Source organism: Clostridium sp. (genome assembly GCF_051654825.1).
In the GTDB taxonomy this organism is placed as follows: Bacteria; Bacillota; Clostridia; order Clostridiales; family Clostridiaceae; genus Clostridium.
The window spans coordinates 1-15,169 of the sequence record NZ_JBOFYU010000255.1; the positions used below are offsets into that span (position 1 = coordinate 1).

The window sequence follows — 15,169 nt, forward strand, 5'->3', positions numbered from 1 at the left end:
TATTTTAAATGAATCTTGGAAATGCATTGAATTAGAGTTTGATAAACATAGTCTATGGATTTAGCTATGCTGGGTATTATATAATACCCAGCATAGTGAGCCCAATTTGCTACTAAAAACTATAAACCAGGCTATTTACTTCTTTGCTCTGTAACAGCTTCTTCTAATATAAAATTATCCGATTCTCTTAACATATCATTATGCCCTATTTCTCCAGCTAATTTAAATGCTTGCTTAGCTAGAAATACAGCTATAATCTCATTAATAACAGCAGCTGCTGCAATAGTACCTTGTATCATAGTAGCATACTCTGGTACAAATGGGGCTAAACTACCTACCGCTATTCCTGTGAATAAAAGTGATACTCCTGAGTGAGGTAAAAGCGTTAGCCCTAAGTATTTACATACATTATCATCTGCCTTAGATAATTTACCTCCTATATATGCTCCCGATATCTTACCTATAGCTCTTGCTATAATATATATGGCCGTTAAAACACCTGCTCCTAAGATTAAATTATAATCTAGAGGTGCACCTAGGTTCACTATCATTATTATAAGTGCTATCCCTATTATAGGATTTATAGCTTGGAGTATTTGGTTTAATCTTTTTTCTTCTACCATGTTAGCTATTGCTGCTGCAAATGCTATTCCTGATAATAATAAGTTAACTTGTATTATATTATCATTTATATATCTACCTATTATAATAGTAAGTGCTATTAATAAGGCTGTTTTTAAAATAGTCATGTTTTTTGAACATTCTTGCTTTAATACTTTTGCACCTAGAATCCCTGTAAATCCACCTATTGCTAAAGGTACTATTAACATCATAATTATCGGAAGTATCTTTACTTCTTCTCCAGTCATTGATCCTGAAACCAACCCAATTACAACGAAAAATACAAGTACTGCTAGCATATCGTCAAGTGCAGCTAGTGGTATTAATGTTTTTGATACAGGACCTTTTGCATTATATTCTTTTACTATTGATAAAGATGGTGCAGGAGCTGTAGCTAATGCAATTGCTCCAAATACAAAGGCTATTGAAATTGGTATATCTGCAAATATAAAGAAGGCTATTGTAACTAATACAAATGCCATTATTCCTTCAAACATACATATAGTAACTATTTGTTTTCCTGATTTTTTAAGTTCTTTCAATATCAATTCAGTACCTATTAACATACCTACTAATACTTCACCTATGTTGCATAGAATATGAAACCAATTTGTATCCATTATACTTCCATTTAGCCAATTTAGAGCGTGAGGCCCTATGGCCATTCCTGTTATTAACCATCCTAGTATCGCTGGTAACTGTAGTTTTGAAACTAGTTTTCCAACCATAAATGCAATTATTAAAAATACTGTTAATAATATAATTCCTTTAAACATAATATTCTAATCCCCCTTACTTATCTATTCCTGCAAATACCATCTCTATCATTATCTTATGGTCTTTTCTAAATTCTTCAAGTGCAGTTTCTTTATCTACATTATCAATGCTTTTTAAGTGTTTTTCTTCTAACTTTTCTCCTATGATTACTATTAATTCAAAGGCTTTTTCTCTATCGAACTTTGGATTAATATCTACATTTTTTATTACTTCATAGATAAGTGAATTGTTATAATCTTCATATTCTTTCACCATATCTTTGGTAATTTCGATATTATCTAATATTACACTTTCAATAAGCTTTGAATAAAGTGGGTTTTCTCTAAAGAATTTAAATTTTCTATTAAAGTATTCACTTATATAATCAATTCCTTTTTTATGATTGTCATCAATTCCTATTGTTATATTTTCTTTAAGTTTATCAATTACGTGTTGTAATACGTTTAAATAAAGTACTTCCTTGGACTCATAATAATGATATAATAATCCTTTTGATATTTTAGCGTTTTTACAAATAGAATTAGTTGATGTTGCTTTAAATCCGTTAATTGCAAACTCTTCTAGTGCAACATTTATTATTTTATCTTTACTAATTGTTGCCTGTTTTTCTCTTTCATTCATAGCGCTCCCCTTTCATAGACTTACTAGTCTGTCAATTAAATAGTATCACTCGTAGACCAAGTGGTCAACATATTTTTCCTTTTTATGTTAAATACCATCCTTTACAAATATTAAAAGGGCATCGGAAAAACCGACCCCCTCTATGGTAAAATTATTTCATTTTGTATCAGGTAATGCTCTATTATTTTTTCTAAAAATACCTTGGATCGCTTTTGAATACTTCCAAATTCTCCTGGCCATTCATATTCAGAATTATAAAAATTGTAAATCTGATGAATAAGCTCTTTGTCTCCATCTGTATATCGCTTAATATAATCCCACCATTCATTTGCCAGTGCTTGAGCTTCTTCACTATCGTATAAAACACCCTTATTATCCAATTCAATAGCTTTATTTAAACATATCTTTAACCAACATTCTGGTCTATTTAATTCATTGTTATTTTCGTGTATATCTGATATTTTTTTGATCATATCTTTCTCTAGATAATTAATCACCCAATAATATTCATTATTATCACTTATTAGCTTCATCATATTAGAATATTTTGACCAGTCTACTTTTTTAGAATCATTAATTTCCCTTTTAATCATTTCAATTGATTCTAAAACTTTTCTAGACTTTGATATTTGTTCATTAATAATATATGCTTGTTGAGTCAAAATATCTAAAACATCATTACTATTATCAACAGGACTAATTTTACGCTTTATTTCATCTAAAGTAAGTCCTAATGATTTTAATGTTACTATTTGATGAAGTAGGGCAATATCATTTTCTGTATATAGCCTTCCTTTACTTTCGCTAAATGAGGATGGTTTTAATAATCCAATTTGGTCATAATATTGTAAAGTTCTCACAGATACATTTGCAAATTTCGCTAGCTTGCTAATGGAAATTTGACCTTTATCTTGCATTTCTATCACCTCACTTTACTTATATAATCTATAATAAACTTATTCATGTCTTAATGATTCTATAGGATCAAGTTTAGCTGCTTTTGCCGCTGGGAATACTCCTGAAATTACACTAACACTTACAGCTACTAAAAATCCTATTATTAAATCCGAGGGTTTTAAAATCACCATTTCTACATCCATAAGCTTTAGCGATACTGAATTAGCTACTATTGAAAGTAAAATAGATATTAGAATACCAATAGTTCCTACAAACACACCTAAAACAAATGACTCCGTTCTAAATATCCTTTTTATATCTTTCCTTCTAGCTCCTATTGCTTTTAATATACCAATTTCACTAGTTCTTTCAACTACACTAATATATGAAATTACTAATATCATTATAGCCGAAACTATTAAGGAAATACCTGATATTACTATAAGTATGATTGTAAGTACATCTAACATTTCATTAAACATATCAATCATTTGATCAGGCATTGACATACTGTATCCTCTATTTTTTAAAAATTCTTTAGTGTCATTTATATCTTCCTTATTTTTCATTGTTATATTAGCAACATTAGGCTCTATATCTATTTCATTATCTTCATATATTTTCTTTATATCTTCTAAATTAAATAATAAGTATTCCATAGGATTACTACTTTGGTAAACTCCACTTATCTTTGCTTTACCACTTATAATTTTTCCTGTATCTACTATATTTACTTCTATCTCTTTACCTATTACAGACTCAGTATCATCTGAAATTGCATTTGCTAAAGTATCAGATACTACTACTTCTTTATCTTTTGGTAAAACACCTGCTACAAAAGAATCATTTAGTAGTGCATTTGATATAGTTGCTACCTGACTAAATTGATGTTCAACATCATCTATTTTTACAGTACTTCCGAATGTCATTGCAGAATATCCTAATTCTAGTTTATCAACATTTTTAATAGATTTAAGTTCATCGATTTCTTTTTTAGTAAACTCTTTATTTCCATTAAGTGAAAACGGAGGCTTTGGCCCACTGGTTTCATTTTCAGTATCATTAGGTTTAGATGCTTCTATTAATAATGGATTAACATTTGCATTCATCTGATTTGTTATGTAATCTTTTATACCCGTACTTATTCCTAGCATCAAAATTATACTAATTATGCCTATACTCGATCCTAATGATACAAGTATGTTTCTTGCAAGTTTTTGCCTCATATTACGTATAGATAGTTTAATCGATGCAAGTAGGGATAGATTTTGTTTTGTTTTAGTTTGATTTATATCTTCTCCTATATTATTAGAGTCTACCTCATAGTTTACTTTGTCATCTAAAATAACACCATCTTTTATAGTTATTACTCTATTACATTGTTTGGCAACTATATTAGAATGTGTAACCATAATTACCAGTTTTCCACCTTGAGCTATACTCGTAATTATATTTAAAATCTGCTCACTTGTTTTTGAATCTAAAGCTCCAGTAGGCTCATCAGCTAGGATTATATCTGGATCGTTAACTAATGCTCTAGCAATAGCTACCCTTTGTTTTTGTCCACCGCTTAATTGATTAGGTTTTTTATACATTTGATCGGCTAGACCCACTTGATCCAAAATTTCTTTTGCACGTTTTATACGTTCATTATTACTGATATTTGATAATGTCATAGCTATTGTTACATTATCTATAACAGTAAGATGAGGAATAAGATTAAAGTTTTGGAATATAAATCCTACCTTATCTTTTCGATAAGCATCTATTTCTTTTTCTGTAAGATCCTTTAAATTTTTATCACCTATTAATATCTCTCCAGTGTATTCTCTATCAAGACCACCTATCAAGTTCATTAAAGTAGATTTACCCGAGCCTGATTCTCCTAATATAGCCACCATTTCACCAGAATTAAATTCTGCATTGACACCCTTTAATACTGAAGTTTTTACTTTTCGATCTATTGTATAACTCTTATTTATATTTTTAAGTTTAAGAATTCTCATTGTTCGCGTCTCCTTTTAAAGTTTTTAGTTTTGTATAATTCTTTACATTATAACCATCTTTCAGCACAATAAACTTTGATATACGTGGATTGTTATATAAGTAAGTATATATTATGACGTTACGTGATACGCAATAGATATAATTTATCTCTATACTAAAAAGGCGTCGTAGAAACCGACGCCTTTTATAACAATATATTTAATAATAAGTTTTCTCTTTAGTTCTGCTTTCTTGTTTGTTTCATTTTGAACAACAAGCTCTCATTTTAAATCGACATATTACTTCTTTAGTTCTTTGTTTACTATACTTACCATTTTATCTAAGGCTTCATTTACTATTAATTCGCCCTTTTCTTTTGAACTAGTTCTTCCTATAGCTAATAATCCAGATGCTGGCACTAAGTCTTTTGGTATAGGATATACTTGATATGTTGGTACTTCTTCTATTTTCTCATCGATTAGTCTATCCATATGAACTAGATTTTCTGCAAATTTAAGTATTAATGAGGTTTCTGTAATAGCAGCATGTTCTAGTGCCCAGCCTGGAAACTCAACTTCATCAAAAACCTTATCTATAGTTTCCTCGGTTATTAAATCCCACCAGCTCATCATTATTATCTTCGTTCCATCAGGCATACTTTTGCTTACTAAGTCAATCGCTTCTAATAAAAATGCTTGATTTTCAAAGTGAGAGTTAACTATAGCAATTTTTTTAACTCCATCTCTTATTAATTCTTCTAATATGTCTTTTATCAACGCTATTAATGTAGCTCCATTTAAATCTATAGTTCCTGGGAACAGTGGTCCTCCACCTGATGCTGGCTGAGACTTATATCCATAGTTTATAGATGGCATAACTATACCATTAGTTTTTCGTCCTAATAATTTTGCAAACCCTTCTGATATTATTGTATCTGTAAATAAAGGTAAGTGTGGACCATGTTGTTCTACTGAACCTACTGGTAATATAACTACATCTGTGTCTTTTCTCTCATTAAATTCGTACCATGTCATTTCTGCCATTAATGTCATAGCTTGTCCTCCCTTTTTCTATTTATTTTCTAAGAAATTTAAATATTCATTTATCATTATTGAATTCATTAATTCATTTTTCTTCATAGGATCATCTAATGCATTATCTAAAACGCTTTTTATTTTATTAACCCTATATATTAATGTATTTCTATGTATATATAGAGCTTTAGATGTATTTACTAAGTTGCAGTTATTAAATAGATACACTTTTAAAGTGTCTAGTAGTTCTGCACTTTTATTTTCATCATGTTTTACTAATTTATTAAGATTTTTATCTCTATATTGTTTTAGTTTTTCTATATCTTTGAAATCAAAGATCATCTTATAAAACCCAATATCTTCATAATCTATAAATTCAATATCATTGTTAATGTATTTATAGAAATCTAGAACATGTATTGCCTCTTGATAGCTTTCTTTTACATCAAATATACTTTTATATACTCCACCTATACTTAAACTTGATTTAACGTATGTATTTATATCTTCATTTATTTTTTTCAAAACATACTTAAGTTGATCTAGATTTTCTTCATACTTCAATATACATATTATGTTTTTGTCATACTTATCTAATACATATGATATGTTTTGTTGTGTAAGCTTCATCTTTATATAGTTAGATACATATTCCTCTTTTATGTTGTTTGGTAAACTATTAGCTATTTTGAATATCGATACAAAGTATAGGCCTTCTGTATTAAACCCACAATGTTTTGTTAATTTACAAATCTTTAGTTTACTAATATCCTTCATAAATAAAAGTTCTTTGATTAGTTCTCTCTCTTTATTTTCTATTAAGTTTCTTTCCATTATATAGCTAGATATCTCTTTTGTAACATCTATTAATTTTATATCCCATGGCATTTTGAAAAGAGGTATCTTTAATTCATTTGCTAAATCTATGCAACTATTAGGAATCTCTTTTATATACTCACTATTATTTAATATAACCACTCCAGATATATCTTTATCTGCACAATCTCTAATTAACTTTGTAAGAGAACTTTCCTCTAAGTCCATACCCATTCCAGTTATAAATAATAACTCGCCTCCATTTACCCACTTGCTAAAGTCTAGGGTTTGACATATGTATGTCCATGTTACATTTTTGTATATTCCACTTTCTCCAGCTATTAACGTTATATAATTAAATATATCTAAATTAAGTAAGTCTTTACAGCTTATCATAATTAATAATGTCCTTTCAGAGTAATCTTTTTATTATTCAATATCTATTTTAGAAATATAATTTTACTGTTTATTTTTCCAACCCTTGTTCAATAGTATATCACTATTTCTGACTGAATATAAAACAGATACCCTATTTCTTGTAGCTTAAAACTTACCATTATGATTTAACGACTCATTCTATTTCTTATTACTAAAGCTAACATTATTTATTTTATAATTATACTAACATTTTAATAAATCATAATCATTGTACTATAAGAACAATAATATATGCTTTTTTATGTATAGTAAGTTTAATTTCATTCATATTTCTAAATAATCATTAAATCATTATAGGGGTGCGTCGGTTTTTCCGACGCACCCCTATAATAATAACTATTCTTAACAATAAATTGTCTCTTTAATTCTTGCTGATTCAAATATATCTTCAATCAACTTCATAACTTTATACACTTCATCATTTTTTACAATTGGCTCATCACCATTTCTTACTACCTTAAAGAAGTTTGTATAAAACGGTTCATACTCTAATTCACCCTTAGGTAATTCTAACTTAATAGTGCTGTCCTCACTTGGTGGTGCCATCGTTTTAGTAAAGCCTTCACCAGCTTTTATTGGTTTTAGTTCTACCTTTTCACTGCTTTCCTTTTGAACAACAAGTTCACCACTTAAATCCCAGTCATATATTACTCCGCTACCTTTTAGTCCTTTTACATACCATCTAGGTAACTTTACAAAATTAGATGTCCCAACTTCAAATACAGCCTTTAATCCATTTTCAAAGTTAATATAAGTAATAAATCCATCATCAACGTCATCACCTAATACATAACTTAAATCAGAATACACACTTTTAATTGGAGAATCCACCATAAATAATATTTGGTCTAGTATATGTACACCCCAATCAAGTAACATTCCACCACCATATTCTTTTAGATGCCTCCAATCCCCTGGTATTCCATTAGCACCGTGTACTCTTGACTCTATTTGGAACAACTCTCCTATTTGCTTGTTTTTGTATAGATTTCTTATTATTAAATAATCAGAGTCCCATCTTCTGTTTTGATGCACCATAAATACTTTGTTATTATTTTTAGCTACTTCTACTATTTCTAATAAATCTTCACTGTTAATAGTTACTGGCTTTTCACATATTACATGCTTATTGTTATTTATCGCTTTTATTGAAAGTTCTTTGTGGCTATCATTCGGAGTAGCTATTAAAACAGCTTCTATTTCTTCATCATTTAATAGTTCATCATAACTTAGATATCCTACAAGGCCTTTTGATTTAGCAGCTTCTATTTTACTATTCTCTATATCGTAGATACCTTTGACAGTGACATAAGGATTATTTTTTATAAGTTCTCTCTCGTGATACTCTCCCATACCACCATAGCCTACTATTCCAATCTTTAATGCTTTCATATCTATCTCCTTATACCCACCATGGTGCTGATGGTTGCTCTGTGATAAGTACTGATTTAAGGTTTGTTACTGCTCTATTAAATCCTTCATCTATAGACATTATTGGGTCTTCATGTTCTATACTTATTACATGGTCATATCCATAAGTTTGAAGTGCACTTATTATATCACTCCATTCCTTCATACTATGGCCACATCCTACTGATCTAAACGTCCATGCACGAGTTTGAACATTTCCATATGGTTGCATATCTGTTACTCCATACATGTTTATATTGTCTTGATCCATATATGTATCTTTTGCGTGGAAGTGGTATATAGCTCCTGCTTTTCCTAGTATTTTTATAGCTCCAACAGGGTCTATTCCTTGCCACCACAAGTGACTTGGATCTAAGTTAACACCTATTGCATCACAAGTTTCTTCTCTAAGTTTTAATGCTGTATATGGAGTATGGCATAAGAATCCTCCATGTAATTCTAATGCTATTTTTATTCCATGTTCTTTTGCAATATTACCTACTTCTTTCCAATATGGTATTAATCTATTTTCCCATTGCCATGTTTTTATATCACTGTATTCAGTTGGCCATGGTGTTACAGGCCAGTTAGGTTTAGTTGCATTTTCTCCTTCTCCAGCAGTTCCAGAAAATGTATTTATAACTCCTACATTCATTAAAGATGCAAGTTCTATAGTTTTTCTGATTAATTCATCCCCACTTTTTGCTTCTTCTTTATTTGGTGATATAGGATTACAGTGACAACTAAATGCACTTATTATAAGTCCTTTATCTTCTAATTTTTTTAAATACTCTTTTCTTGCTTCTTCACTTCCTAGTAATTCATCTATATTACAATGGCTATTACCTGGATACCCACCTGTTCCTATTTCTACTGCATTAAGTCCTGCATTTGATACTTTTTCTATCATTTCTTCAAATGTTAAATTTGCAAATACTGGTGTAAATACTCCTAATTTCATATTTTCTCCCCCTATAAAGTCTCTAATGGTTTATGATTACCGTAAGTTGGATATGCATTTTTAGTAGGTGCACACCACTTAACGCTATTTTTAATTACTCTTTGAATTTTTTCATTGTAGAATGTTGGATAGCTTTCATGACCTGGTTGGAAATAAAATATTTTTCCATTTCCACGTTTGAAAGTGCATCCACTTCTAAATACTTCTCCACCTTTGAACCATCCTATAAATATTAACTCCTCTGGTTGTGGTATATCAAAATGTTCACCATACATTTCTTCTTTTTCTAGTTCTATATATTCTCCTACACCTTCAGCTATAGGATGACTTGGACTTACTACCCATATACGTTCATTCTCCTGGGCTTCTCTCCATTTAAGGTCACAAGTAGTCCCCATAAGTTTTTTAAATATTTTAGAAAAATGTCCTGAATGAAGTACTACAAGCCCCATTCCCTTAAGCACTCTTTGTTGTACTCTTTCTACTACTTCATCACTAACTTCATCATGTGCTATATGTCCCCACCATATAAGTACATCTGTATTTTCTAATGCTTCTTTACTAAGTCCATGTTCTGGTTCATCTAAAGTAGCTGTTTTTACTTCAAACTCATCTGTATTTAAAAATGAAGCTATTTGTTTATGTATTCCTTCAGGGTATACCTCTTTAACTTTTTCGTCTTTTAATTCATGACGATATTCATTCCAAATAGTTACTTTTATCATTATTAGTTCTCCTATAGTTTTTATATCTTAAATTATTAAGCATTAACTTTTTCTTTTAAAAATACTGGTTCTCCATTTTTAGATGACTCATATATAGCTTCTAGTATTTCTGTAACAACTAAAGCTTGTTCTGGTTTTACTACTGGTTCTGTATCATTTAATATACAATCTATCCAACTTCTAGCTTCATTGTATGCTGGGTCATCACTCTCTCCATCATAAAAATCTACTCCATCTGCATCTAGTTGTATCTTTTTATCGTATAATACTCCTCTTTCTTCTCCATTTATACGAAGTCCATCTTCCATATCTGCTCCACCTTGAGTTCCACAAAGTGTAGTTTTAGCTTCACCTGTATTTAACATATTTATTGCCCAACTAGATTCAAGTATTATACTTGCTCCATTTTCCATAGTTATAAACCCAAATGCTGAATCTTCAACAGTGTATTTTTCTGGGTCCCAAGGTCCCCATGCATTTGCTGCATTTTTAGTTTTAGCTAACTTGTAATATGTATTTCCTACTACATACTTAGGCTTGTAGTTATCCATCATCCATAATGTTAAATCTAGTGCATGAGTTCCTATATCTATTAAAGGACCTCCTCCTTGTGCTTCTTCATCTAAAAACACGCCCCAAGTAGGTACTGCTCTTCTTCTTATAGCTTTTGCTTTTCCTAAGTATATTTCTCCTAAATCGCCATCTTTGCAAGCTTCGTATAAAAATTTAGAATCACTTCTAAATCTATTTTGATATCCTATAGTTAACTTTTTACCTGTATCCTTTGATGCTTGTAGCATTTCTCTTGCTTCTTTAGAATTTATAGCCATTGGCTTTTCACACATAACATGCTTATTTGACTCCATTGCTGCTATAGATATTTCAGCGTGTGAGCTATTTGGAGTACAAACATGTACTACATCTATATCTTCTTTTAATAATTCTTTGTAATCAGTAAATACTTTTGACTCTTCATCACCGAATTCTTTATTCGCTTTTATTGCTCTTTCTTCATCTACATCACAAAATGCAACTATTTTGATTTCATCAATTTTACTAAGTGCAGGCATATGCTTTCCATTTGCTATACCTCCACACCCTATTATTCCTACTTTTAATTTCATACTTTACCTCCCAATACCATATTTATTATGTTTAAATCATATTTTTCTATTTAAAAGTAATTTGACCTTTTTTAATTTGCCAAAATATTACTATTTATTTATACTTTAATTATATTAATTAATTTTTATTGTTTCTCACACTATTTTGAGAACTAATAACACAATTTTGACTTTTTTGTACTAAATAGAATTTTATATTTATGGAGAGTTCGTATGGTAAATTTAAAAGAATTAAAAGAGTTTGTTAATCATGGAAGTTCATTATTTCCTCTTAAGATTTATGATTGTTATTTTGAATATGGTGATTTGGTAGTTCCTTACCATTGGCATGATGAGATTGAAATAATTTATGTTGAAAAAGGTAGCATTGGTGTAACTATAAATACCGAAACTACAATTGTAAATGAAGGCGAAATAATCTTTATTAATAGCCAAGATTTACATCAAATAAATCGTGTAGACAATATCTCATGTAGGCATCATGCTTTAGTTTTTTCGCCTAAATCTTTAAGCTTTGAGCAAAATGATCATGCTCAAATAACACTTATTACACCATTATTAAATAAAACATTTAAACTGCCTCAGCGTATTAATTCAGATGAAGAATATAGTTATAAAATAATCGATTTATTTAAAGAAATTATAAATGAATATAATTCAAAGGAAATTGGCTGGTATTTAAATGTTAAGTCTTGTTTATACAAGATGATTTGTGTTTTTGCTAGAGAAAATCTTTTAATAGAGCTTAATAATAGCAGTAAGAATATTAGTTATAAAGATGAGCAAATAAAAAAAGCTCTTGAGTATATACACAAAAACTATAACAGTAAAATTTATATAGAAGATATAGCTAAAACCGTTGGGTTAAACCATCAATATTTTTGTAGATTTTTTAAGAGTGTAATCGGTAAAACTCCAATAGAATATATTAACAGGTATAGAATCAATATGGCGAATGAATATCTTCAAAGTGAAGATATTTCTATTATTGATGTGTGTTTTAGAGTTGGTTTTGAAAATCAAAGTTATTTTATTAAACTATTTAAAAAATATAATAATATGACCCCTTTTGAATATAAAAAAGTATTCTACAGATAGATTTATAATTTAATTATGTAACCTAAGTTGTATGTAGCCCGCAATGATGTGTATTATATAAGCCTTCCTTCCGCCCTTTGGGAAAGTCGGTGCGGCTTATATAATACACATCATCGCTCAAGCTATATACTCAATAAATCAAATCTACAAATTAATAGATATTTAGTATTAAGTGATTTTATATTAAGAATATTTAATACTAAACATCTTTTTGCTTATATAAAATTTTCTTAACAGAACAATAGTTAAAAATAAATAATTCATCATTAATCCTATATATACACTATTAAGCCCATAATTTAATATACATACGAATATGTATATCAGTAATGTGAAAAAGAGTGAAGTTATAGTTGAATATATAAATACTATCTTTTCTTCTCTTAAAGCTTGCATGCTAGATTTTAGTATACAACCAGGTATATTCATAATATTTGCAGTAACTATAATAAACATATATTTAGATGAATTAATTATTAACCCAATATTATTGGTTATAATCATTGGTATTTGATTTTTAAATATTAATATTACCATAGATATAACTAAATAAAATCCCATTGCTCTAAAAATACAACTTTTAATAGTTTTGTCTATTTCAATTGTATTTTTAGCTCCAATATCCTCACTTATTATATTTAATGATGCATATGAGTATGCATACATTGGCATCAATGCTATATTTATTATACTAAAAAGTAAATTATATACAGAAACTTCTAACATACCTATTTGAGATAATATATAGTTCATCATAAATACAACTATTGTTGATTCTACAAACTCTTGTAAAATCATAGGTGTAGATATATTTAAAATTTCTTTTGCATTTTTAAATATATTAATTTTAGTATTACTGATTAAATTATATTTTTTTATTATAATAATATAAAACACTATGCCTAGTATTAGTGATATAACCGAACCAATAGCATTTCCTACTATTCCTAATTTAGGAAATCCAAAGTTACCAAATATAAGTATATAGTCAAATATTACATTTGATACACATGAAATTATATTTCCATACAGTATATATTTTGTTTTGTTTATTATCTTAAAATATGATGATATGTTGAATAAGATTAGATTTATTCCTAATGATAAACTAAATATATGGAGATATAAGGTTGCATCTTTTAATGCATTACCATAAATATTGAAATACTTTTGTAAAATGTATTCACCTTTAAAGATACATAAACCAAAGAAAGTCGTCCCTATAATGATGCTAGTAATAATACTAAAAATTAAACTATTATTTAAATCCGTATCATCATCTCTTCCTTTTGCCCTTGAACCTAATATATTAAACCCTATAGAAATAGCACCTAATACACCTGTTATACTATATATATTACTTCCAATTATTCCAACTGATGCAAATCCTTCTAAATACGTTCTACCAACCATAGCTTGGTCACATAAATTTATAACAGTAGAAGAAATACTATTTAGCATCAATGGAATCGCTAATTTATTTATTTTCATAATTAATCACCCTTCTTTTTTTGTTGTTAAAAAAGAAGGGATAAATCAAGCAGATACAAAAGATCACCTCCAAAGTTTAGTATAATTTAAATTATTATAATTATTGATTTAATTATAATATATTTAATGTTAGCAAAGTGTACACATCAATAGATGTTTTGTTAAACAGCATTGATGTCTTTAAAACAAAATCTAATATAGTTAAAGATTATTTCCAACTGATTTAGTTAAAAGTAAATAAATATATATAGGTAGTCCTACTGGTACTATAAGAAACAATATTCTAACTACACTTACATTAATATCATAATACTCAGAAATACCACCACATACACCACAAATGACTTTATTTGTTTCTGAACGATACCATCTTTTTTTCATTATTGATATTCCCCCATTTTTATACTTGGTATTATCTTAATATTAATAATTATCTTTAAATAAATTTATTTCTTTAATTAAATGTTTATTAGTCTCTTTAAATTCTTCTTTATTCCTTCTATTTTTAATAACCAGATAAACTAATACAATGATAGCAACTAGTATTCCTAATATGCTGTATGAATAATCTAATAAAGCATGTATTAATATTGGAACAAATATACTATTACTTTTTTCTAAATATAAAATAAAGATAAAGCCACTCAATATACCTCCTCCTACTTGATTAAACATATCCTTAATCATAATAGACATACTAGATTCTGATATAATACTAGGCAATATTGAATGCATAACTCCAAATAATATTCCACTTATAATTATTGCACTTATACGATTATCTTTTTTTAAGTTATTATAAATATATCCTCTATATATAATTTCTTCAGGTAATGCAACTATAAACAAATAAGAAAATGCTTTATAAATTCCATTTACAGTATAATCGCTATGTAATACAAAAAATAAACCATAAATCAGTATTAATACCATTGCGTGTTTAGATTTTTTTAGTCCAAGTTCATTTAAATTTCTCCTATAAACTATAATTAAAGCCAACGGAAGTATTAACATACTCCCACAATCAACAAGCAATATTGTTCCTAGATTTGAATGTGATACGTCTTTTAATGAAATCAACCAACCATTTTGATATACAAAAGTTAGAAAAGTATAAAAATATATCACATATATGATTCCAATTAATATTGGTATATAATGTTTAATTTT

Annotated in this window: 14 protein-coding genes; 1 reads left to right on the forward strand and 13 read right to left on the reverse strand. The window is 28.5% G+C overall.

Annotated features, from left to right (window positions below; genetic code table 11):
• Positions 1 to 131 precede the first annotated feature (131 nt).
• From ACRDBA_RS15565 to ACRDBA_RS15610, 10 genes are all read right to left on the reverse strand, one after another.
• Positions 132 to 1,397 (reverse strand): cation:proton antiporter, encoded by a 1,266-nt coding sequence (locus tag ACRDBA_RS15565; RefSeq protein ID WP_438573843.1) that lies wholly within the window; start codon positions 1,395 to 1,397, stop codon positions 132 to 134.
• Positions 1,398 to 1,413: 16 nt separating this feature from the next.
• Positions 1,414 to 2,019: a TetR/AcrR family transcriptional regulator gene (locus ACRDBA_RS15570; protein ID WP_438573844.1), complete on the reverse strand. Its 606-nt coding sequence runs from the start codon at positions 2,017 to 2,019 to the stop codon at positions 1,414 to 1,416.
• 140 nt (positions 2,020 to 2,159) lie between these two features.
• Positions 2,160 to 2,936: a MerR family transcriptional regulator gene (locus tag ACRDBA_RS15575; RefSeq protein ID WP_438573845.1), complete on the reverse strand. Its 777-nt coding sequence runs from the start codon at positions 2,934 to 2,936 to the stop codon at positions 2,160 to 2,162.
• A 39-nt stretch (positions 2,937 to 2,975) separates the two neighbouring features.
• Positions 2,976 to 4,922 carry an ABC transporter ATP-binding protein/permease gene (locus tag ACRDBA_RS15580; protein WP_438573846.1) on the reverse strand — a complete coding sequence of 649 codons (1,947 nt, stop codon included), beginning with the start codon at positions 4,920 to 4,922 and terminating at the stop codon, positions 2,976 to 2,978.
• Positions 4,923 to 5,201: 279 nt separating this feature from the next.
• A complete protein-coding gene (locus ACRDBA_RS15585; RefSeq protein WP_438573847.1) occupies positions 5,202 to 5,954 on the reverse strand; it encodes a creatininase in 753 nt (250 codons plus the stop codon).
• Positions 5,955 to 5,972: 18 nt separating this feature from the next.
• The gene (locus ACRDBA_RS15590; RefSeq protein ID WP_438573848.1) at positions 5,973 to 7,148 is read right to left on the reverse strand and encodes a PucR family transcriptional regulator; all 1,176 of its coding nucleotides are present in this window, start codon (positions 7,146 to 7,148) and stop codon (positions 5,973 to 5,975) included.
• Positions 7,149 to 7,532: 384 nt separating this feature from the next.
• Entirely contained in the window at positions 7,533 to 8,582 is a 1,050-nt protein-coding gene (locus tag ACRDBA_RS15595) for a Gfo/Idh/MocA family protein (protein WP_438573849.1), read from the reverse strand.
• Positions 8,583 to 8,592: 10 nt separating this feature from the next.
• Positions 8,593 to 9,561: a sugar phosphate isomerase/epimerase family protein gene (locus ACRDBA_RS15600; protein ID WP_438573850.1), complete on the reverse strand. Its 969-nt coding sequence runs from the start codon at positions 9,559 to 9,561 to the stop codon at positions 8,593 to 8,595.
• A gap of 11 nt (positions 9,562 to 9,572) precedes the next feature.
• Entirely contained in the window at positions 9,573 to 10,286 is a 714-nt protein-coding gene (locus ACRDBA_RS15605) for a ThuA domain-containing protein (protein WP_438573851.1), read from the reverse strand.
• A gap of 35 nt (positions 10,287 to 10,321) precedes the next feature.
• Positions 10,322 to 11,410 carry a Gfo/Idh/MocA family protein gene (locus ACRDBA_RS15610; protein ID WP_438573852.1) on the reverse strand — a complete coding sequence of 363 codons (1,089 nt, stop codon included), beginning with the start codon at positions 11,408 to 11,410 and terminating at the stop codon, positions 10,322 to 10,324.
• Between the two features lie 213 nt (positions 11,411 to 11,623).
• Between ACRDBA_RS15610 and ACRDBA_RS15615 the strand changes: the two genes are divergently transcribed.
• A complete protein-coding gene (locus ACRDBA_RS15615) occupies positions 11,624 to 12,508 on the forward strand; it encodes a helix-turn-helix domain-containing protein (RefSeq protein WP_438573853.1) in 885 nt (294 codons plus the stop codon).
• 183 nt (positions 12,509 to 12,691) lie between these two features.
• Here ACRDBA_RS15615 and ACRDBA_RS15620 read toward each other — a convergent pair whose 3' ends face one another.
• The 3 genes from ACRDBA_RS15620 to ACRDBA_RS15630 all read right to left on the reverse strand — a co-directional run.
• On the reverse strand, positions 12,692 to 13,999 hold the full coding sequence (locus tag ACRDBA_RS15620) for an MATE family efflux transporter (protein ID WP_438573854.1): 1,308 nt from the start codon (positions 13,997 to 13,999) through the stop codon (positions 12,692 to 12,694).
• Between the two features lie 201 nt (positions 14,000 to 14,200).
• On the reverse strand, positions 14,201 to 14,380 hold the full coding sequence (locus tag ACRDBA_RS15625; protein ID WP_438573855.1) for a PspC domain-containing protein: 180 nt from the start codon (positions 14,378 to 14,380) through the stop codon (positions 14,201 to 14,203).
• Positions 14,381 to 14,422: 42 nt separating this feature from the next.
• A partial coding sequence (locus ACRDBA_RS15630; protein ID WP_438573856.1) for a lysostaphin resistance A-like protein occupies positions 14,423 to 15,169 on the reverse strand: 747 nt, incomplete at its 5' end.